Origin of the sequence: Aphanothece hegewaldii CCALA 016 (genome assembly GCF_003007785.1) — a bacterium.
GTDB classification, from domain to species: Bacteria; Cyanobacteriota; Cyanobacteriia; order Cyanobacteriales; family Microcystaceae; genus Chroococcus; species Chroococcus hegewaldii.
This window is the reverse complement of the sequence record NZ_PXOH01000006.1, coordinates 135,262-156,137: the sequence shown is the minus strand read 5'-3', so window position 1 is coordinate 156,137 and position 20,876 is coordinate 135,262. Positions and strand designations below refer to the sequence as shown.

At 39.2% G+C, this 20,876-nt stretch carries 17 protein-coding genes; 7 read left to right on the top strand and 10 right to left on the bottom strand.

The features are described from left to right. Window positions 1-18: 18 nt before the first annotated feature. The 3 genes from C7H19_RS07945 to C7H19_RS07935 all read right to left on the bottom strand — a co-directional run bounded on the left by C7H19_RS07945 (window position 19) and on the right by C7H19_RS07935 (window position 4,547). The gene (locus C7H19_RS07945) at window positions 19-1,434 is read right to left on the bottom strand and encodes a uracil-xanthine permease family protein (RefSeq protein WP_106456342.1); all 1,416 of its coding nucleotides are present in this window, start codon (window positions 1,432-1,434) and stop codon (window positions 19-21) included. A gap of 209 nt (window positions 1,435-1,643) precedes the next feature. Then, window positions 1,644-2,810 carry an FAD-dependent urate hydroxylase HpxO gene (hpxO, locus tag C7H19_RS07940; protein WP_106456341.1) on the bottom strand — a complete coding sequence of 389 codons (1,167 nt, stop codon included), beginning with the start codon at window positions 2,808-2,810 and terminating at the stop codon, window positions 1,644-1,646. Between the two features lie 195 nt (window positions 2,811-3,005). Next, a complete protein-coding gene (locus C7H19_RS07935) occupies window positions 3,006-4,547 on the bottom strand; it encodes a hypothetical protein (protein WP_106456340.1) in 1,542 nt (513 codons plus the stop codon). A 243-nt stretch (window positions 4,548-4,790) separates the two neighbouring features. Between C7H19_RS07935 and C7H19_RS25545 the strand changes: the two genes are divergently transcribed. The 4 genes from C7H19_RS25545 to C7H19_RS07915 all read left to right on the top strand — a co-directional run bounded on the left by C7H19_RS25545 (window position 4,791) and on the right by C7H19_RS07915 (window position 9,723). Continuing rightward, window positions 4,791-6,329: a hypothetical protein gene (locus tag C7H19_RS25545; protein WP_106456339.1), complete on the top strand. Its 1,539-nt coding sequence runs from the start codon at window positions 4,791-4,793 to the stop codon at window positions 6,327-6,329. A 200-nt stretch (window positions 6,330-6,529) separates the two neighbouring features. Beyond that, window positions 6,530-7,303 carry an ABC transporter ATP-binding protein gene (locus C7H19_RS07925; protein ID WP_106456338.1) on the top strand — a complete coding sequence of 258 codons (774 nt, stop codon included), beginning with the start codon at window positions 6,530-6,532 and terminating at the stop codon, window positions 7,301-7,303. A 42-nt stretch (window positions 7,304-7,345) separates the two neighbouring features. Beyond that, the gene (locus C7H19_RS07920; RefSeq protein WP_106456337.1) at window positions 7,346-8,710 is read left to right on the top strand and encodes an MlaD family protein; all 1,365 of its coding nucleotides are present in this window, start codon (window positions 7,346-7,348) and stop codon (window positions 8,708-8,710) included. After that, a complete protein-coding gene (locus tag C7H19_RS07915) occupies window positions 8,707-9,723 on the top strand; it encodes a WD40 repeat domain-containing protein (protein ID WP_106456336.1) in 1,017 nt (338 codons plus the stop codon). Before C7H19_RS07920 ends, C7H19_RS07915 begins: the two co-directional genes overlap by 4 nt. Here C7H19_RS07915 and C7H19_RS07910 read toward each other — a convergent pair. From C7H19_RS07910 to C7H19_RS07890, 5 genes are all read right to left on the bottom strand, one after another. Beyond that, a complete protein-coding gene (locus C7H19_RS07910) occupies window positions 9,720-10,517 on the bottom strand; it encodes an MlaE family lipid ABC transporter permease subunit (protein WP_425428874.1) in 798 nt (265 codons plus the stop codon). The two genes, C7H19_RS07915 and C7H19_RS07910, sit on opposite strands and share 4 nt — an antisense overlap. A gap of 132 nt (window positions 10,518-10,649) precedes the next feature. Then, window positions 10,650-12,209 carry a cation:proton antiporter gene (locus tag C7H19_RS07905; protein ID WP_106456334.1) on the bottom strand — a complete coding sequence of 520 codons (1,560 nt, stop codon included), beginning with the start codon at window positions 12,207-12,209 and terminating at the stop codon, window positions 10,650-10,652. A gap of 185 nt (window positions 12,210-12,394) precedes the next feature. Then, window positions 12,395-12,901, bottom strand: coding sequence for a citrate synthase family protein (locus C7H19_RS07900; RefSeq protein WP_106456333.1), 507 nt, complete (start codon window positions 12,899-12,901; stop codon window positions 12,395-12,397). 58 nt (window positions 12,902-12,959) lie between these two features. Next, entirely contained in the window at window positions 12,960-13,757 is a 798-nt protein-coding gene (locus C7H19_RS07895) for a YoaK family protein (RefSeq protein ID WP_106456332.1), read from the bottom strand. Window positions 13,758-13,947: 190 nt separating this feature from the next. Then, a complete protein-coding gene (locus C7H19_RS07890) occupies window positions 13,948-14,772 on the bottom strand; it encodes a hypothetical protein (RefSeq protein WP_106456331.1) in 825 nt (274 codons plus the stop codon). 766 nt (window positions 14,773-15,538) lie between these two features. On the opposite strand from C7H19_RS07890, the gene C7H19_RS07885 reads away from it, so the two are divergent. Beyond that, the gene (locus C7H19_RS07885; RefSeq protein WP_106456330.1) at window positions 15,539-16,942 is read left to right on the top strand and encodes a uracil-xanthine permease family protein; all 1,404 of its coding nucleotides are present in this window, start codon (window positions 15,539-15,541) and stop codon (window positions 16,940-16,942) included. Window positions 16,943-17,174: 232 nt separating this feature from the next. Beyond that, entirely contained in the window at window positions 17,175-18,812 is a 1,638-nt protein-coding gene (locus tag C7H19_RS07880) for an iron uptake porin (RefSeq protein ID WP_425428880.1), read from the top strand. Window positions 18,813-18,948: 136 nt separating this feature from the next. Here C7H19_RS07880 and C7H19_RS07875 read toward each other — a convergent pair whose 3' ends face one another. Beyond that, entirely contained in the window at window positions 18,949-19,167 is a 219-nt protein-coding gene (locus tag C7H19_RS07875) for a DUF4926 domain-containing protein (protein ID WP_106456328.1), read from the bottom strand. 174 nt (window positions 19,168-19,341) lie between these two features. Here C7H19_RS07875 and C7H19_RS07870 point away from each other — a divergent pair, with 174 nt between their 5' ends. Beyond that, entirely contained in the window at window positions 19,342-20,586 is a 1,245-nt protein-coding gene (locus C7H19_RS07870) for an RNA-guided endonuclease InsQ/TnpB family protein (protein WP_106456327.1), read from the top strand. On the opposite strand, the gene C7H19_RS07865 is transcribed toward C7H19_RS07870, so the two are convergent. Next, window positions 20,519-20,851: a DUF6883 domain-containing protein gene (locus C7H19_RS07865; RefSeq protein ID WP_245927371.1), complete on the bottom strand. Its 333-nt coding sequence runs from the start codon at window positions 20,849-20,851 to the stop codon at window positions 20,519-20,521. The genes C7H19_RS07870 and C7H19_RS07865 overlap by 68 nt on opposite strands. Between the last annotated feature and the right edge of the window lie 25 nt (window positions 20,852-20,876).

Below are 20,876 nucleotides of genomic sequence, written 5' to 3'. Positions count from 1 at the left end.
GTTGGCTAAAAGTAGTATTTACTTTTTATCATCATCGAGGTGTCGAGGTAGCACTAAATTAAGCAGAATTGCCGTTAGACCTCCAGTAGAAATACCAGAAGAAAAAACACTTTGGAATAAAGCGGGTTTATCTGTAAAAATATCACCGTTGTAAACCACACCTAATCCTAGCGCGAGAGAAGTGGCGAGGATGATTAATTCACGACGACCTAACTCAACGGAGGAAACGATATTCATTCCCGCAACAGCAATCATACCAAACATGATAATCGTTGCACCACCTAAAACCGCTTGTGGTAAGGCTTGGAAAACACCACCAACAATCGGAATTAGGCCTAAAACCGTAAAAATTCCCGCGACATAAAAACCCACGTAACGACTTCCCACACCAGTCATTTGAATGACACCGTTATTTTGGCTAAAGGTTGTATTGGGGAAAGTATTAAACATTGCTGCCAACATTGAGTTAAAGCCATCTCCTAAGACACCTCCTTTGATCCGACGCATATAAGTCGCACCTTTAACGGGTTCTCTAGAGACAGCAGAAGTCGCTGTTAAATCACCAATGGTTTCAATAGCAGTAATGACGTAGAGGATGATAAAAGGCGCGAAAGCAGCGATATTAAAGTCTATACCGAAGCGGAAAGGTACGGGTACGGTGAACAAGGGAAGCTGGCTCAAAACGCTAAAATCTACAATGCCCAAAAAGATTGAGACGATGTAGCCAACTGCTAAACCAATGGCGATCGATCCCATTCTCATAAAACGATTTTTACTCATGTTCATGATGATGATCACTGCCATGACGAGAAGTCCTAAGCCTAAATTTTGCCAACTTCCATAAGTATTATTGGCTTTGGCGACGGCTCCTCCTGCAATGCTAAAAAGCCCCGTTTTAATCAGACTTAAACCAATGATCATGACGACTGTACCCGTTACAATTGGGGTAAAGATTTTTTGTGCTAGATGCAGAAAACGACTAAGAATCATTTCAATTGCCGAGCCAAAAAAACAAACCCCAAAAATTAAGGCTAATGCTTGTTCGGGCGTTCTACCTGCTTGAACTGCTCCTAAACCTACTCCAATAACTGGGGCAAGAAAAGCAAAACTTGTTCCTTGTAAGCTGAGTAAACCTGAACCAATTGGCCCAATTTTTTTACACTGAATAAATGTAGAAACTCCTGATACAAACAGCGACATACTAATAATGTAACTTGTCGTTGCTGCATCGAGTTTTAGAGCATTACAGATTAGCAAAGGAGGTGTAATAATCCCAACAAAAGATGCTAATACGTGTTGAAGTGCCACAAAGAAAGCTTCTATTACTGGTGGTCTATCATATAATCCATAAATTAAGTCAGCCGCTACTTTTGGGGCTTCATTAATTTCTTCTATAACCTCTTCTAAAGGTAAGTTAGGATTTGATTGTGTCATTTTTTATTTCTTCCAGATGTTGTGAGTAAAAATATTAATTCAATATTTTTTGTTTTTTGATTATAAAATAACTTTTGAAAAAATTTTATTTTACATAATAAATATGCCAATAATTTGTATTAAAATATACTAATATAGCTATTTTAAAAAATATAGTAGACTTGGTCAGGGTTTGGAGACTAAACCCCTACAGTTTATCTGTAAAATTTTTAGCGTAGTGGGCCACCTAAAATTACTTTTTTTAGTGCATCTGTGACATCAGAAGGCTTTTCTGTAGCTAATTGTTGATACCATTGTTGAGTGATGGCTGGATCTTTTCCGTGAATTTGTTCTGCCCGTTTACGAGCTTTTTGGACGATCGCATTAGCACGGATCATACGTTCGGCTTCATATCGTCTTAGGGCGCGTTCAACACCTGCATGAGTATTGACCAAGTGATCAGCAACAACTAAAGCATCTTCTAGGGCTAAACATCCTCCTTGACCCATATCGGGACAGGTGGCATGAGCAGAATCACCTAGTAACGCGACACGACCTCGAACATAGCGGTTAAAGGGGCCTGCGTCGTGAATTTCAATTCGAGCAACGTCAGAGGGATTAAAACGATCAATGAGCATTTGTACTGGTTCTGCCCAACCTTGAAAATGTTCTTTCAGTTCAGCTTTAAAGAGTTCGGGGTTACAAGGTGTTCCTTTAGCTAAGGGAACATCAAAGAAGAAATACAAGCGATCTCCACCAATGGGCATCATCGAAGCACGTTGATGATCACCAACATAAATCACCCATGTATTTTCAGCCACTAAATCGGGACTTGCTTTTACTAAGCCATTCCAATTTACATAACCTGCATATTTTGGCTCGATATCTGCATCAACACCTAAAACATATTTACGCACGGTAGAACGAATTCCATCTGCTGCAATTAATACATCACCTTTTGTTTGATGTCCATTTTCAAAAAATACGGTGACACCTGTCTCATCTTCTTCTACACCCACACACTTATGATCTAGTTTAATTTCATCGCCGTAAGCTTTTAAAAGCATATTCTGTAAATCTCGGCGGGCTACTGGATAAGGTCGCTGACCCACTGAATCAATTAAAGGCAGTAAGCTAATTTTATTGAGTTGTTGACCTGTTTTGTGGTGATAGGCCATTTGATTCATTGTACCGCCGATCGCTGCGAGTTGTTCCCCCATTCCCAGATAAGTTAATACTTTTGCACCATTCGACCAGAGGGAAATTCCCGCCCCAACTGGACGTAGTTCTTTAACGCGATCGTATATTTCAACCTCACAACCTGCACGACGTAGGGCGATTCCTGCTGTTAAGCCCCCAATTCCTGCACCTGTAATAATTACTTTTAGCTTTTCCATAATTGATCTTAGTCCTCCGATTGATGTATTAAGGCGTTACTTTGCTTTATTTATTAATAAATTTTCATATTCAATCTTAATTGTATACAATTTAGATTTCCGAAAAAAGTGTCTAAATATACTTAATGCTAAACATTTTCAGTTCAGCATTATTTAGACTTTAGAGACTTGCTTTTTAAGAGCATTTGTGTAAAGTTAAGTATTCATGCGCTCATAAATTGCCGATGCAGAGGGTGAGTAACGAGTCAAGTAATTAAAAATCCAGAATTTAATACAAGAATCAATAATTACAGGAACAGTGGCAATAAAACCTTTGATCAAGGCTTGGCTTTCTGGAAGTCCGTAATGATGAAGCAAACCCGCTAAAATCACATCCCATCCTTCAGCCGAGTGGAACCCAACAAACATATCACTAATGAGGATAAAAAGAAAAACCTTAGAAGGGTCATTTAAACTCAGAAAAGTTCGATTAGAGAAGCTTCTTAAAATAGCTAAACGATTACGACCAAAGTAAACCAGTACAACAAAGGCTAAAAGTGCCAGACAATCCGCTAAAACATTTTTAATCCCTTCTAATTGTTTTTGACGAGCTTCTCGCCATAAATCAAGTGCTTTTTCTTGTAGTGCTTTTTCTTCTAATTCTTGTTCAACTTCCGTCCATCCAGTTGTAATTAAAAGAGTTCTAAATTGACCTGGTTGTTGAGTGACTAAATCTTGCACAAGTTCTTCAGGAACATCTTCAAAAAGCAATTGTGCTAGTTCTGCTTCTTCTTTGGCAGTGTTTTTTAAAGATTTATGTTCTTTTTCTTCTTTTTCTTCTTTTTCAACGATCGCTTTAGCCAGTAATCTTTTAATTTCTAAAGTTTCTCTAAATCTACCAAATTCATGGATAAATTCATCTTGAATTTCAACACTGAGTTCGATTTTTGTGGGATTTTCATCAAAATAATTCCCCAGAAGTGGTTCAAGAATTAGATTTTTGGTTAAAATTTGCGTAAGAATTGGAACCACTAACAACAAGATGATCCAGCGAACCGCCATTCGATTTTGGATTCTTTGCGATCGCAGTTCTTGAATGACTTCTTGTTCGTATTGAGGGCTAAACTGTTTAGCTATTTTTTCTGCACCACCGAACAAACGTACTGGATCAGGTCCTTGTTTATTTTCTCGAAGCGATTTAAGCTTTTTAGAAGAATTAACGGGGCGAACGATTCCCGCATCTTGATCAGCGAGTGGCGGCTGAAAGTTAGTTGTATTTTGTTTTTCAGGCCCTAAAACCTCTGGTGTCACCGTGGGAACTTTATCGGAAAAAATTTCAGAAAAGAACTCATTAAAAGATTGATTAAAGTTTCGGTATTTTCCGACAACAGACTCAATAAACGCCAGTTTTTCTAAAATGAGTGCTTCATTGGTTTGCTCACTAAGGGTAATTTTAGAAAACGTGTCTTGAGGTTCGATCTGAGTTGGTGCAACGCTTGAGGAACGATTGACTAAAAAGCTAGTGACTTTAAAACGGAGTAAACTAGAGCGTATTCGCAGGAGTTGACGTTCTAATTGTGAAAGGAAATAGTCAGATACGGTTTTACCCTTTTCGTTTTGAAGAATAATTGCATCGCCACCAAAATGCGTATCTTCAATTTTTTTGATGGCTAGTGCGCCTTGATAAGCATCTTCTAGCGCACTCAAAGATGTTCGGTTGATCCACCCATTTAGTTTAGACAGGTTCCATGAGTTCATTATTATAGACTCGGCAACAAAAAGTTATGTTGATCGTTTTTATTTATCAATGTAAACACAGGATGCCCATTACTGAAGTATTTTTTTATTCATTTTTTGGAATGTTGATGATGTCTAGTTCTTTTTATATCCACTGATAGGAGCGATAATCCGTCTTTTTTGGTACAGTTAGAGGAGGACACGGGTTGGCAACTGTGAGATGTCCGTCGGCGACATTGCTCTTTCAGGTCAGTATTGTTAAACATGAATCGTTATCTAAAGCTTTTATCAGTTCGATCGCTTCTCCTCATCGCTTGTTTCCTGTTTTGTTTTTTGAGTTTGCCTGATTCTGTTTTGGCGAATAACTTGTTTAATAGTAACAACTCGCTCAAAAAAATAATCGCCGCTTCACCCGAACAAACAGGGGGTTTTCGAGGACTTCTCAAACAACTGACAGTAACCACGACAGCAGATGACGGTACAGGTTCGCTTCGTTGGGCAATTATAAGAGCAAATCAATCCCCTGAAGATGATTTGATAGATTTATCTCAAGTCAGTGGCACGATTAAACTAAAAGAGAGTTTACCGAAGATTGACAGTAATATGACCATTGTCGGCAACGGTGATGATCTTCTAAGTGGCGACAATGCACATCAAGTGTTATATGTCAATAGCGGAGAAGTAACGATTAAAGATTTGACGATCGCGGATGGTCGGGTGATGGGGAATGATGGAGATAACGGCGCGGGTGGTGCGGCTGGAATGGGTGGCGGTTTGTTTATTAATGGTGGAACGGTTACTCTTAGTAGTGTTAGATTTGTGAATAATCATGCGAGCGGTGGGCAAGGAACCGCAAGAATTCCACGACAAGCAACTAAGGTACAAACCCAGATTTTAGCCGATAAAAATAAATTTAATGTGAATCGCGGCGGAATTGTCGGGATTAATGGGATTAGTTTACCGAATTTAGATGGCATTGATCTCGATAAAGAAGGCATTCGTATTAGTGGCGGTAATGAAAAGTTTAAAGCGAATCGAGGTGCGATCGCAGGAATGAACGGGATCGGGATCGGTGGGATCGGTAGTATCGCGTTTGGTGGTGGCGGTGGTTTTGGCGGTTTTGGTAACGGAGGCGATGGCGGAAATGGTGGTAAAGGGGGGAAAGACGGCGGTAACGGGGGTAATGGAGGCGATGGCGGAAATGGTGGTACTGGTGTATTTGCTAGTTTTGATGTGTGGGGACAACAGGGGATCGGATCGGCGGCCTTTAGTGGTGGTGCAGGTTTCGGCGGTTTAGGAAATGCAGGTAAAGGCGGTGAAGGCGGTATGGCTAAAGCACCGATCGCAGATGGCGGTAAAGGCGGTAAAGGTGGCAACGGTGGTAACGGTGGTTTTGGTGGTGGCGGCGGTAGCGGTGGTTTTGGTGGTATGGCGGGAAATATAGAGATAAATGGTATTCCGGGTAACGGCGGTTTTGGCGGTGGCGATGGTCAATTAGGATTTGGTGGCGGTGGTGGTGGTTTTGGTGGTGCGATTTTTGTCCGCGCTGGCAATCTAATTTTAAATAAAACGGCGTTTGAAAATAATACAGCGAGTGGAGGAATTGGAGAAAATTCTGGTCAGGGTAAAGGGGGAGCTATTTTTATTGTGACGGAGGATTTGAAACAACAAGCAAATATTAATCAGGCTCCAAAAGTATCGTCATTCGGTCGCTTACCCGTTTTTATTAGTAATATGGCAACCCAAGCCGAAAATACACCAACCGATAACCCTGATGTGTTCGGCACCATTCAAGTACGGTAGATGAATAAAAGGTATTATTGAGCAAGTCGATCAAATTCAGCCTTTAAAATCATAATATTTTAATTTTTATTCTTTAAATTTTATGTCAATTTAGATAAATTTAAAAAAAAACTGATATTACTTTCGATAGAAGAAAACCTAAACTATCTCAATTTATATACTGGTCAATACATGGCGAACATTAATCAGGTTGGTCAACGATGGAAGAGCCGTTAATAGAATGGAGAAAAGTGAGCAAAGCTTTTGGCTCAAAAGTCATCTTAGATCAGGTCGATTTAAAGGTTTTTCCCGGAGAGGCGGTAGGAGTGATCGGCCCATCGGGTACGGGAAAATCGACGATTTTAAAGCTTCTTGCTGGTTTAATTGCTCCCGATACTGGGGAAATTTATGTACGCGGTCAAAAACGAGAGAGAACTATTGAACAAGGAGAAGCTCCCCAAGGAATTGGTTTAGTATTTCAACAGTCCGCATTATTTGACTCCCTAACGGTTGGTGAAAATGTCGGATTTAGCTTAATTCGTCATAGCAAGCTTTCCCGCGAGAAAATACAAGAATTGACGGCTGAAAAATTAGCCTTAGTGGGAATGTCTAATACTCAAGATCTCTATCCTGCAGAAATATCTGGGGGGATGCGTAAGCGTGTCAGTCTCGCAAGGGCAATTATTAGCGATCCCGAAACAGCTGACGATCAATTGAATATCTTACTTTATGATGAACCGACAGCAGGGTTAGATCCAGTGGGTTCGACCCGCATTGAAACCGTGATCCGAGAACTTCTGACGGTGCAGAAGGCTTGTAGTGCTTATCTCATGGTTACTCATGTCCATAGCACGATCAAGCTAACAACCGATCGTATTGTCTTTCTCTATCAAGGAAAGTTCCAATGGGAAGGTACAACCGATGATGCTTATCGTTCGGAAATTCCTTTACTTAAACAGTTTTTTACTGGGAGTATAGAAGGGCCGATTAAATAGCATATTAATATTTTAGGTGGTTAATTAAAAGGAGTGTCAAAGATGCAAGTTTCGCCCACAATGCGACAGAGTGCAGTCGGTTTAATGCTTTTAGTGTCTGGGGCTGCCTTAATTAGTTTAATTGCTTGGCTGGCTGATTTTACTTTAGGGGGTCGTAGTTATCGGGCGACGGTTCTTTTTCCGAATGTGGGTAGCATGGTTGTCGGAACAGCAGTCGGTTATCGGGGCGTGACAGTCGGACGAGTCACGGAAATTACCCCACAACCTGAAGGAGTCGCCGTCGAGGTAAGCATTTCCCCCGCTAGTCAAATTATTCCTCGTAACTCAGTTGTTGAGGCGGTACAGTCGGGTTTAGTAGGAGAAACTCGTATCGATATCACACCTTTGCAAGCTTTACCACCGGGTAACATTACGGGAACGCCCCTTGGTGCTGATTGTGATCCCACAATTATTATCTGTAATGGATCTAAACTTCAAGGACAAGCGGCTCTTGATGTTAATAGTTTAATCCGTTCTTTACTGAGAATTTCTAATCTGCTGAGTGATCCTGAAGTAGTCGCGGCTTTTCGTTCTCTCACCCAAAGAACATCTACCACACTCGGTAGACTTAATCAAGTGAGTGGAGAAGCAACGGCAGTTCTTAAAGATATACAGCGTACGGGAACTCTTCAAGAGCTAAATACAGGGATGAGATCTCTGAGAAGCATCGATCAAGTGTCAGGAAATCTTGATGCTGTGTCAGGGAATATCAATACATTGACTGGAGAACTTGAAGGAGTGGGGCCATTGAGTCGAGAAGCTAAAGTATTAATTAGAGATCTTCAGGGCAATGGCAGACTGAGAAATTTAGATGCTACTTTGGTTGAAGCTCGAAAAACCCTCGTTTCTGTGGGTGAAACAGCCGATCAAATTAGATTTTTCCTGACTTCTAACCAAACTCGAATTGTTGGGACACTCGATAGTATTCAAAAAACCAGCGATAGTCTACAAACAACGATTAATCGATTAGATCCTGTGTTAAGTCAAGTTGAACAGTCACAATTAATCGCTAATTTGGATGAAGTTTCCGCTAATGCAGCGATTTTAAGCAAAAATTTAAAGCAATTTTCGACTTATTTATCCGATCCTGAAGCCGTCGTAACTCTACAAAAACTCCTTGATTCAGCAAGAGTCGCTTTTGAAAATCTACAAAAAATTACGTCAGATGTTGATGAAATAACGGGAAATCCTCAACTACGACAAGAATTAATCCGTCTGATTCAAGGGTTATCGAATTTGGTTTCATCAACCCAACAATTACAACAAGATGCTCTTTATGCTCAAACTTTAACTAAAGTTGCTGCCGAAATTGCGACCTTTGCTCCATCTCAACAGCAGACTCAGCCCTCAACTCCTTTTAAACCATGATTAACTCGTTTTTTGCTCGATTAATTTATATTGCGATCGCCGTAGTTGGGCTAGTCAGTTGTACCTCTGTGGTGCCAAACACTTCTAAAAATGTTACTGCGGTGTCGTCTCCTTCTCCTGCTTTTGTCCCTTGGCAAGGCTTAAAAAGGCTTTATTTGCTCAGGGGTGATGCAAATCCGATTTTCTCAATTGCAATTAGCCCTGATAATAAAAATGTACTAACTGGTAGTTTCGATGGCATCTTGAAAAAATGGAGTATAGAAGAACGAAAAACAATTAGGCAACCCGACTTACAAGAAACTGTAACGGCTATTAAATTTAGCCCAAATAGTCAAACTTTTGTCACAGGAGATGCAGACGGACGGGTGAGTTTGTGGGATAGTCAAACAGCGGAAATTATCTGGAGTTATATCCGTCATCGTTTTGTTGTAACTTCGGTGGCAATTTCTCCCGATGGTAAACTACTTGCTACAGGGAGTTGGGATCGTACCGTTAAACTTTGGGATCTCGCAACAGGAAGTTACATTAAAACGATCGCCATTCATGCTAATCAAGTTCAATCGATCGCTTTTAGTCCCGATGGCAAAGCCCTTGTTAGTGCCGACTATGATGGCGCAGTTAAAATGTGGCAAATCAGCAACAGTAAATTAATTCGACCTTTTGCGGGTAATATCTTTCCAGTCTCTCGAATTATTTTTAGTTCTGACGGAAAAACCTTAGCGAGTGCCAGTCATGACGGTAGTATTCGATTTTGGGATGTTGAAACAGGCTTGCTCAAAAATACCTTACAAGCTCATTCTCTGGCTGTAACCGATATTGCTTTTAGTCCTGATTGTACTATATTAGCTAGTACTTCTCAAGACGGAACGATCAAAATTTGGGATCTTAAAAATTTTAGACGATTAAATACACTGTCTGGAAACATCATTCTCAGAATAGCCATCAGTAATAATAACCGTTGGTTAGTGACGGGAGATGAAAACGGTTATGTTACCATTTGGGAAGTGATTTAAGATCCGATGACGCTTGCGCCTTGTCCAGAACCTTGAAACATGATCCAAGTTAGGAGAAAGTTAGCGACGAAAATAGCGAGTAGTGTAGTAACAACGGCTGCTGTCGTAGACTGACCCACGCCTTTAGCTCCTCCATCGGTTGTTAGTCCCCAATTACAGCCAATAATCGCAATTAATGCCCCAAAAACTACCCCTTTAATCGGCCCGCAGATCAGATCCCAAACAGCGAGAAAAGTTTTAATTGAATCGATGAAGACTGACCCCGCGATCCCATATAAGGATTGAGCAATCACTAATCCGCCAGCTAAACCGACGATTAAAGCTAAGATAGTGAGGGCGGGTACCATAATACAACAAGCGATCAAGCGAGGCATTACTAAGTATTCTACTGGGTCGGTTTTGAGCATATACAAAGCGTCAATTTGTTCAGTGACTTTCATCGTTCCAATTTCCGCCGCAAATGCAGAACCCACACGACCCGCAACAACAATAGCCATCATGATAGGACACAGTTCTCTACCCAAGGATAGGGCTAAAATTCCACCGACAAGACTCCCCGCGCCCAGTGCCTGAAACTCCCGTGCTACTTGAATGGTAAAAATCATACCAATCACCAAAGCTGTAAACAGGGCAATGATTAGAGAAGCAGGCCCAGTTTCCATTAATTGATCGAGTGTCAAACGCGGATCAGGTTTGCGGGTAAACAAAAAATAAAACACTCGCCCAGTTAGAAGAACTGCCGCCCAAGTTCGCCGTAACCATGAGCCTAATGATGCACTGAAAAACTTGATCATAGAATTCATATTTCTAAAAAAATCAAAATCACGCTTACTAGAAGCATTTATTTAAAGAGGATATTTTTATTTTTCATCGTAACAGGAAATACGCGCTTATATTCTGTAAAACGAGAACATAAAAAAATGCTTTTAAGAATCAAAGGCTTTTTGCATAAGCGGCGGCAAAGAATTTTCGAGTAAACCAGATCTAACGAAATTAGTATAGGTTTCTGCTTCAATCGATAGTAATTTTTCTTGATATTGTTGAAGGGTAAAGGCTTGTAGTTGCGGATGTTGCTCTCTAAGATAATCGATATCTTTTTCTAGTTGTTCTAACTGTTGTTGTACGAAATTTAACTGAGATTCATACAATTGCGGACTAATTAAAAGTTTTTCTTGGTTTCCCAAAATATAGGATAATATTTTCTGTAAAGCATCTCGACGAGCAATCAATTCTGAATATTGCTGGTATAGCGATCGATCTTCAACTAAATCCAGCTTGTCTAAAAGCCATTTTGTCGTTAAACCTTGCACTAATAAAGTTAACCAAACGACACCAAATGAATTAGCAATAATTTCATCACGTTTAATGATTAAAATGGGCAAACTTAAAGCGAGTGCGATCGAAACTGATCCCCGTAAACCTGTCCACAAAAGGGCGGTTTGTTCTTGCCAAGTAATTTCGGTTTTGGCTAACCAGTTGGTTAATGCACTGAAGCCATAAATAGATATGCCACGCGAGACAATGACGGCGAAAAAAGCCACTAAAGTTGTGTCTAAATTCTCAAAAAATTTATAAATTTGAATTTGATCACCGAGTAATAAGAATAAAATAGAGTTGACGAAAAAGACGATAAATTCCCAAAATTCAAGCATTGTGGCTCGTTTTTGCGTCTTATTTTGGATTGGCTGATGACTGAGATTGCCGATAATTAGACTAGCACTCACAACACCAATAACGCCAGAACCTCCAAGTTCTTCGGCTAGTAAATATGCACCATAAGCGGTGACGACTGAAAGTGATTGCTCAACCCAAGATAGTTCGTAGCGTTGTGTGATAAAGGTTACACAGATTCCAATCACGCCACCGACGGCTAAACCAATTCCACTGACCAAAACAAAGCGTAACATTGTTTCGGAAAGATTAAAGGGTTTGGGATCAAGGGCTAATTCCACTAATACCCCATAAGCGACTACTGAAGCACCATCGTTAAAGAGGCTTTCCCCCTCTAAAAACGTTCTGAGCCGTTTTTTAGCCCCTAATTCACCGAATAAGGCTAAAACTGCCGCCGAATCTGTTGCAGCGAGACAACCACCCACTAATAAAGCTGACATCCAAGGCACGTCCATTAACTCATGTAATGCCCAACCAACACCAGCGATCGTGATTAAAACACCGCCAATGGCATATAATCCACAGGGTAAGGCTTCTTTTTTGAGTTCAGACCATCTCATGTTCCACCCTGCTTCAAATAATAAAGGTGGTAGAAAGACCATTAAAATTAGACCTGGGGACAAATGAAGCAAACGGACATCGAGCAGTGCTAACCCTAAACCGACAATCACTAACAATAGGGTGTAGGGAACTTGACGCAAGGATACGAAAATCTTTGGTAGACTTGCTGCACCTAAAGCAATCATTAGAATGACTAAAAATTGTTTTAGATCTTTTTCAATTACTGCGTCTGTTGTACTTGTTAAAAAGCTCATAGGTGCAGATAGGATTTTAGCTTAAGCTTTTTTATCCTAGTAGATAATTGAGGGTAAAAACCGTGTTAAACAACACAAAAATTGTGATTTATTTGGTTTTTAAACAATTAACCCAAAATAGGATATTTTTGTAAATATGGCTTTTGGGTTAATAATATGTTATGAATATTTTAGGTTAATATAAACTATTTAGTTTCTTTTTCAGTACCTAAAAATATTTTGGCTAACTCTTGTTTTTCTTCAGAAATTTTGTCTTTAATTTCTTCAAGTGTGGGCTTGAATAATTCTTTCTTTTTCAAAAAAAGGTGTTTTCTTTGAGCAGGTGTTAAAGTGGCTAAAAATTCTTCTTTGGGCATCGCTTTAATTGTCTGACTTAACTGCATTTTTTGTTCAGGTGTCAAAGGTACTGTCTTAAAAGCTTTGCGGATATTGCCTTTTTCTTCCAATGCTTGTCTAAAGAGGTTGCGTTGTTCGGGGGTAAGAATTTTTTCAACGGCTGGAAAAAATTTGTTTTTTAGTTTTTCATAAAGTATTTCTTCGTCTTCGGGTGTGATTGTTTTTTCACCAATACCAAACATGGCGATAATGGGCTGTTCTTTGATCTGTATTGTCTGTGCTATTGAATAGCTAGTCGGAATTAGCCCGAAAAAAACAGTTAGAATAAAACAGAGTGTTAACAACAAACGTTTCATGATTAATATCCTCATATATGGTTTTTTCTTGGCTCAATAAAATTGAAACTTTAGCGGCTTAAGCTTTTTCATTAACTGCGGATTTGCGAAAGTGATCTACATAGGATGCAAAGGTAAGAATTGCCAGCGCAATTAAGGGAAAAATCAAGCAATTAAATTCCATTGTACCGACTGAATAAGCGGCGGCTCCTGCACCTAAAAAGAATCCTGCAATAATGGGAAAAACACGACCAATACGTGCCTTAGCTTCTTCGGTTTCAACGCTAGGTGTTTTGGTTGAAAGGGGAAACACGGGCGCAATAAATAGTAAAACTAAATCTAAGGTCAATTGTGTAGTATTTCCCGTCATGACTGTGGTGGGAAAATAACCTGTAAATGAGGTGATGGCTTCTTTCATTAAAGCATTCTGAATCGCCATTGCGACAACACCCGCCGCACCAATGGGAAATATAATGTCTTCTTGAACATCCAACATCAAAGAAGGCGAAAGGGTAGAAGCAACGAAAAGAAACACGCCTATTCCAATTGTTTCAGCCGTCAAAAGAACGGGTAAAACTGGCCAATTTTTGTACCGACAATAGCGGGCAACAACTGAAGTTATCGCTACTGCTACCATAAAAATCGGAATCATTAACAAATGAGTTAAAGTATCTTTTTCATCTGAGGCAGCAGAGGCTCCAGCTAGTGCAATGTTTCCTGTAACGTGTGCTGTAAATAAAGCAAATAAGACGATAAAAGAGGCAGTATCCACGAATCCTGCTACCCAACTTAGAATAAAACGTGCTGGGCCATCACTCATCAAAAAAACACTTAGGCTAAAGGATTCTTTTTGGCTTTTGGGTAATGTTATGGTCATTGTTTTTTCGGTTCAAAAGTTCAGTAGAATTAGAAAAAATGTAACAAATTTGACTGTTTTTTTTGTAACAAATGTAACTTGCTTTTATCTAAGATTAAGTTGCTACTTCTTTGATTAGGGTTAATAACGGAATCTATTCTCGCTATTCATTTAGCTTGCACCCCGAAAAATGCAAGTTACAAAAACTATTTTAGCTTGCTGTTTCTGGTTCTGGCGGTGGTGGGGTAATAATTTTTAATACCTCATATAAATGTTGTTCATTATCGGCTACTGCTCCTAATTCTTCGGGCAGTTGAGCAAAGCTTGGTGTTGTTTCTAATCCTTCTAAGTCGGCGCTACAATTCCAATTAGCAAGTAACGCTATTTCTTGACGATCGCTACTTCTTAGTAAAACAACTGAGCGAGGAGATGGCTCCATATTATTCGTAGTTGGGATGAGTTTTTCAACAAAGTCAAGAACGTTGGTTTCATTTTCTGGATCTTTGATGGTATATTCGCTCAATTGAATTAATGAATCTTTACGAATAGCAGCAACACGCTTATTAGGTTGTGTTTGTTCCAGTTCAAAGATAATGGTTTTAGAAGGCTCTAGAGGGGGTGCAGTTTCTTTGGTTTTGCTTTTAGATGACGTATAAGTTTTCTCGGCGTATTTGGCTTTATAATCTTCGACAATTGTGTCACTGAATTTACTTTTGTAGTCAGTATATTTTGTTTTGTAATCTTCTACTGGTTGTGCATTATAAGTTTGATAACTCTCTAAATTTTGCCATTGGGATAAGACAATGATTTTATTTCCGTCTTTGCTACCTAGCACAACAAAACCATCAAAACCAGGATTTTTTTTATATAAGGTTTTGCTCGTTTTGGCAATGGTTGACATCGCTCCTTTTTGTGACTCAGCAGTTGTTAAGTAAATGTTTGCGATCGTTATTTCTGGCGGCTTAAATAAAAGCGGTTGCACTGGCTTTTTATCGGCTTTCGCTATACTAGGATATCCCCATAAAACATTCAACATTAATATTAATACAAACAAGAAAATGCTATATCTATGGCGAAAAAACTTGAGCATAAATAATTGATCTCCTTTTTTCTTGTGGGACAAAATTAACACAATAACCTGACTAGATTGCTTTTACGCTTCAACCGTCTAAATTAACGGCAAAAGCATTCGCATTATGTAAACCACGCTACTTACAATCAGGTGGATTCATCTACAATCAGCGATCGTTGTTCAACTTTTGAGATGGTCTCAATTCTTGATCAGAAATTATTGCATTGATTTAATGTAATTTATACATGAAATGCTTTTAATTTAATGGCTGTCTGATTGATTGGATTAATCCTGTTTTATATCATAATGTTGTTTTGTATACAGTATGCAACTATTTTTTTTCAGTATGCTACTTTCATCAATATTGATATGAGTGATTCGAGACATGAAAGAAGATCTAGGAGATACTATGACACAATAAAATGAAGTTACTTATGCCCCATAAAGTTTGGCGAATAAGCATCAAAATAGACAAAATATTTGGTGATTTAGTGTAGCAACAGGTGGCTTAATGGCATTTTTACTAAATGCTTTTCTACCTTACAACCTTGATGATGACCTAAAATCAGCCGATAAAGATGATTTTTAAGAGAAATCAAATCTTGAGTAATTGTTATGTTAAATCAGTTTAGTTAATGTGCTTTTGTATACAAAGTATTGTATGCAGAAAAGGTATTTATTAAATAATTTAGCAATCGTATTGTTTTTCATAGTTTGAGGATTAACGACGATGGGCCATATTGAATCGACTGCCCCGCCAAAATTATTATATGGTTTAAACGACAAGCCACCGCTTGTAGATGGTCTTTTTGTCGCCATGCAACACGTTTGTGCGATTTTCATTCCGATCGTAACACCTGGTTTACTGATCACGAGTGCTTTGGGACTAGATGTCAAACAATCTAGCTACATTTTAGGAATGTCACTCTTTGTATCTGGCATTGCAACCTTTATTCAAGCTAGACGTGTCGGCCCAATAGGTTCGGGTTTACTGAGTATTCAGGGAACAAGCTTTGCGTTTGTTGCTCCAATTTTAGCGGTTATTGGGACTTCACTCGAAGCGGGAAAAACTCCAGAAAATACACTAGCCATAGTTTTGGGGCTTTGCTTTTTTGGCTCATTTATCCCGATTATTCTGAGTCGTTTTTTGCATTTAACACAAAAGATTTTTACCCCTTTGGTGACTGGAACAGCCGTCACCCTAATTGGTTTGTGTCTTATCAAAGTGGGAATGTTTTATATGGCTGGAGGCGGTGCAGCTAAAGCTAGTGGAACCTTTGGGAGTATGAATAACTGGGCTTTATCGGGTACAGTATTTGCGATCGTCGCGTTTTGTAGTGCCAGTTCTAATAAGTATCTCAAAATGGGTTCGATTATCATTGGTTTACTGGTTGGCTTCATCATGTCGATGGTGATGGGTATCATTGATTTTAGTAAAGTGGGCAGTTTACCTTTACTCAATATTCCTCAACCTTTCCGTTTTGGTTTGGCTTTCGATTTTGGTACTTTTGTGCCTTTTGCCATTATTTATGTTGCTTTAACCTTAGAAGTCATTGGTGATATTACAGCGACTTCGATGGTGAGTGGTGAACCCATTGTTGGCGCGACATTTTTTAGAAGAATGAAAGGTGGAATTTTAGGCGATGGTTTTAACTCCTTAGTTGCGGCGATTTGTGCAACTTTTCCAGTTGTGACCTTAGCACAAAACAACGGCATCATTCAGCTAACGGGTGTGGGTAGCCGTTATGTTGGTTTCTATGTTGCGGCGATTCTTTCTTTTTTGGGGCTATTTCCCTTAGTTGGTGGTGTTTTACTCTCGATTCCGACTCCAGTCTTCGGCGGTGCTGTAATGTTAATGTTCGGCACGGTGGCAGTAGCTGGATTTAATATTCTTAAAACTGCGCCGATGGATAATCGTTCTTTTGTGATTTTGGCTGTTTCTTTAGCGGCGGGTTTAGGCGTAACTTTTATTCCTGAAGCCCTAGAAGAATTTCCCAAGCTTGCTCATAGCATTTTAGAGTCGGGTATTGCTACGGGTTCTCTATCTGCGCTGATACTTAATCTAATCATGCCCAGAGATAAAACAGCCACCGTTGTTGAGACAGAAGAAATGAAACCAGTTGAAGTCGAATAGCAATCCATTATCGTTTGTATACAGTAAAATAGAAAAATAAGGTACATAACAAGTAAGAATTGTCTATCTATCTTAAGAGTGATTTTGTGGTGTAAGGAGTGTCATGAGTAAAATTGAATTATTCAAAAATTCACTACTTCCGGTAGTGTGTATTTTTAGTGCGGGTTTGCTGGTTCCAAAGGTGGTCAACGCGGATGATTTATCACAGACGGAATTCGGCGGCAAAGATGCAATGTCTAATGTCACCTCGGTTTCTCAACTGTTAGGTAAAGAGGCGATGTCTCAGGTAAGTTCTGTTTCTCAACTCAAAGATGTTCAGCCGACGGACTGGGCTTATCAGGCGTTACGATCGTTAGTAGAACAGTATGGCTGTATTGTAGGTTATCCTGACCGTACTTTTCGTGGAAACCGAGCGATGAGCCGTTGGGAATTTGCGGCGGGCTTAAATGCTTGTATAAATAGTCTCGAACGTCTTTTACAAGAAAATATCGCAGTTGCTAAAGCTGATATCGATAAACTCACCCGACTCGCCAAAGAATTTGAGACTGAATTAGCGGTTTTGGGGACTCGCATCGAAAATTTAGAAAATCGCGTGGCTTATTTAGAAGACCATCAGTTCTCAACAACAACTAAATTAACAGGACAAACTTTCTTTAATTTAACAGGGGCGTTTGTTGATGGTTCCGTTAAAGCAGAGCGAGGCGTTGCGAGTAGTCCTTTTGCGCCACCGAGACGAAATCCGACGACTAATCTCCCATCGGTTGTCGAACGGGAACAACCCCAAGTCACACTTTCATACTACACACTTTTGACCCTAACGACTTCTTTTAATGGAAAAGATGCTCTAGTAACTCAGTTAAACGCGGGTAATGGCGATTCTCCTGCAAACCAATTGGTTTCGGCGGGTTATTATAATTCTTGGGGGGTTCCTTATACTGACCAAACTGGCGCACCAACGGCGAATGATGTCGTAATTCGAGAATTATTTTATAGTTTTCGTCCGGTTGATTCCCTACAAGTGGTGATTGGTCCTCGTGTTAACTTCTATCGCTATTTTGATAACAATCGCTTTACATTTTTCGTCAATGGTGCAGGTAGCTTTAATTCTAGCGGAAGTACCCTAGTCAGTCCGATTGACCGAGGTTCTGGGTTTGTTTTAGCATGGAATATTACTAAACAACTCAAGTGGACAGTTTCTTATTTAGGTGAGAGCAATGAATTTTTAAATACTGCGTTTGGTTATAACACAGCCAATAATCCTAAAGTTGGTTTATTCAACCCATCTAATATTATTGCGACTGAGATAGGGGTTTCGCCGATTAAAAATATGAATCTACGATTTTTATATATGCGCTCCAATAATAAAGCCTACAATGGATTTGTTGGCGGTGCAGTGGGCGAACCTTTACCCTATGGCTATGCTGATGATGGCTTTGGTGGGAATATTAAAGATGCGCCTGGTGATGCAGTCGTCTTTAACTTTGATTGGCTAATTACTAGAAGATTTGGTATTTTTGGACGCTATTCTTATGGTGCGACTTATATTTATCCCATTGATAAAAGTCGTGAAAGTGGACAGGTTAGTGTTCAATCAATTCAAGCTGGTTTAGCGTTTCCAGACTTGTTTAAAGAAGGAACATTAGGGGTTTTGTCTTTCTTGATTCCCCAAGATTATATTTCAGGCCGTCGATACTTGCTATCAGGTCGGGGCAATGGTGGTACACAGTATGAAATAGAAGCATCTTATTTCTACCCAATTACGAAAAATATTGCCGTTGTACCTTCGTTTTATACGATTTTTAACCCCAATAATTTCGATGATAACCCCACGGTTTTTGTCGGAAACCTACGAACACAGTTTACGTTCTAGGTAAATTTATTATTACCAATTTTGTAAGGGTTTGGAAATCAAACCCCTATTTTTTGGCTGATGAACCTTAATTTGGGTTGCTGATATATATAAAATGTGAGTAAATTTATATTTTTTTGTAGTGTTTTCCAACAAGTTAAGCCCATATTTTTTCGGTGTTGAGTAGTTGATGATGTAATAATATTAACTGTTCTTGTTTTAATGTTTCTATGGCATAGGCTCGACCTGTTGTATCACTAAACTCGACCTCAAAGACTCCAAGTTCATAAACTTCGACAATTGTTCCAACTTGTCCTCGATATAATCCTACTTCTGGTAAGTCCACTACAAGGGCTACAATATCTAATAATTTCATTAGGTTAATCTCCTAAAGGACATAACAAGTGACTAAACGGGGAAAGTTTTCATCATTTCTAACTATCCATACACTATGAATCATAGCTGTCTTACCGAAAAACTGGGTAAAACATCCCCGTCCTTTAGGACGGCTTTGTGTTATGATATATTTATACTAATAACTACAGCGTAAATGTTTGTTTTAGAGTTTAAAATTAAAGCTAAAGCTCAACAATATCAAGCAATAGACGACGCGATTCGCACTGCTCAGTTTATCCGTAATAAATGCTTGAGGCATTGGATGGATAATCAAGGTGTGAATAAGTACGATTTATCTGCTTATTGTAAAGTTTTAGCTCATGATTTTAAATTTGCAGGGGAATTAAATTCTCAAGCAAGGCAAGCATCTGCTGAACGAGCGTGGTCTTCCATTTCTCGCTTCTTTGATAATTGCAAAAAGAAAGTATTGGGTAAAAAAGCGGAAAATGCGGTCTTGGGGTCTCCCCAAGTAAAGCAATTTTCCAAGACGGGATACCCTCAATTTAAAAAGTTTTCTCGTTCAGTAGAATATAAAACGACTGGGTGGAAACTTTTAAGCCCTAAGACTATCAATTTTAGTGATAAAAAAGGGATTGGAACCCTCAAGTTAAAAGGGACATGGGATTTAGGGCATTTTAACGAGTCCGACATTAAACGAGTCAGACTAATTAAACGCGCCGATGGATATTATTGCCAATTTGTTCTATCAGTTGATATCAAAGAAGATGTTAATCCATTAGGTAAGGTAATTGGCTTAGATGTTGGTTTAGCTTCTTTCTACACCGACCATGAAGGAAACAAGATAGACAATCCTAAGTTTTTAAGAAAGTCAGAAAAGCGTTTAAAAAGGCTGCAAAGAAGACTATCTAAAAAGAAAAAAGGGTCAAATAATCGCAGGAAAGCAAGGCAGAGATTAGCCAAAGCTCATCTTAAAGTAAGTAGGCAGCGTAAAAACTTTGCTGTGAAGTTGGCAAGGTGCGTAGTAACATCTAGCGATGTAATTGCCTACGAAGATTTAAGAATTAAGAATTTGGTCAAAAATCATTGTTTAGCCAAGAGTATAAATGATGCTGCATGGTATCAGTTTAGAGAATGGGTAGAGTATTTTGGGACTAAGTTTGGCAAAATAACTATTGCTGTATCACCTCAATACACTTCTCAAAATTGCTCAAGTTGTGGAGAAATTGTGAAAAAATCTCTGTCAACTAGAACTCATGTCTGTGCTTGTGGTTGTACCCTCGACAGAGACGAAAATGCAGCGCGTAACATTTTAAAATTAGGATTAAGTACCGTAGGGCATACGGGATCTAAAGCTTGGGGAGAGAATGCCTCTACTTTGATGGAAGAAATTTTATCAAAGCAAGCAGTCTCTGTGAACCAAGAATCCTTCTCCCTTTAGGGAGAGGAGTGTCAACTGCATGAGTGAGCGGAAAGTCAATAATATATTTTTGACCATACTGATTTTGTTTATCTGCTACAGCATCGCAATTTTTGACAGCCTCTAGCAAAGCTTGTTTTAAAATAGCCACGTTATCTAAATCAAGATTAAGGGCTGCTTTGAAAACCCGGGCTTTATGTTGTCCCTCAAAATGATTGAAATTTAGGGAATATCCAATTAATTTATTATTATCAATAATTGTCTTGTTTGGGTTAGGAAGTTTCACGCCATGTTTTCTAATCTTTTTTCTG

What these genes read in the sequence shown, in the direction of transcription:
- C7H19_RS07945 (WP_106456342.1), bottom strand. Translation starts at nt 1,434, where the DNA reads ATGACACAATCAAATCCTAACTTACCTTTAGAAGAGGTTATAGAAGAA.
- hpxO (WP_106456341.1), bottom strand. Translation starts at nt 2,810, where the DNA reads ATGGAAAAGCTAAAAGTAATTATTACAGGTGCAGGAATTGGGGGCTTA.
- C7H19_RS07935 (WP_106456340.1), bottom strand. Translation starts at nt 4,547, where the DNA reads ATGAACTCATGGAACCTGTCTAAACTAAATGGGTGGATCAACCGAACA.
- C7H19_RS25545 (WP_106456339.1), top strand. Translation starts at nt 4,791, where the DNA reads ATGAATCGTTATCTAAAGCTTTTATCAGTTCGATCGCTTCTCCTCATC.
- C7H19_RS07925 (WP_106456338.1), top strand. Translation starts at nt 6,530, where the DNA reads ATGGAAGAGCCGTTAATAGAATGGAGAAAAGTGAGCAAAGCTTTTGGC.
- C7H19_RS07920 (WP_106456337.1), top strand. Translation starts at nt 7,346, where the DNA reads ATGCAAGTTTCGCCCACAATGCGACAGAGTGCAGTCGGTTTAATGCTT.
- C7H19_RS07915 (WP_106456336.1), top strand. Translation starts at nt 8,707, where the DNA reads ATGATTAACTCGTTTTTTGCTCGATTAATTTATATTGCGATCGCCGTA.
- C7H19_RS07910 (WP_425428874.1), bottom strand. Translation starts at nt 10,517, where the DNA reads ATGATCAAGTTTTTCAGTGCATCATTAGGCTCATGGTTACGGCGAACT.
- C7H19_RS07905 (WP_106456334.1), bottom strand. Translation starts at nt 12,209, where the DNA reads ATGAGCTTTTTAACAAGTACAACAGACGCAGTAATTGAAAAAGATCTA.
- C7H19_RS07900 (WP_106456333.1), bottom strand. Translation starts at nt 12,901, where the DNA reads ATGAAACGTTTGTTGTTAACACTCTGTTTTATTCTAACTGTTTTTTTC.
- C7H19_RS07895 (WP_106456332.1), bottom strand. Translation starts at nt 13,757, where the DNA reads ATGACCATAACATTACCCAAAAGCCAAAAAGAATCCTTTAGCCTAAGT.
- C7H19_RS07890 (WP_106456331.1), bottom strand. Translation starts at nt 14,772, where the DNA reads ATGTTGAATGTTTTATGGGGATATCCTAGTATAGCGAAAGCCGATAAA.
- C7H19_RS07885 (WP_106456330.1), top strand. Translation starts at nt 15,539, where the DNA reads ATGGGCCATATTGAATCGACTGCCCCGCCAAAATTATTATATGGTTTA.
- C7H19_RS07880 (WP_425428880.1), top strand. Translation starts at nt 17,175, where the DNA reads ATGTCTAATGTCACCTCGGTTTCTCAACTGTTAGGTAAAGAGGCGATG.
- C7H19_RS07875 (WP_106456328.1), bottom strand. Translation starts at nt 19,167, where the DNA reads ATGAAATTATTAGATATTGTAGCCCTTGTAGTGGACTTACCAGAAGTA.
- C7H19_RS07870 (WP_106456327.1), top strand. Translation starts at nt 19,342, where the DNA reads ATGTTTGTTTTAGAGTTTAAAATTAAAGCTAAAGCTCAACAATATCAA.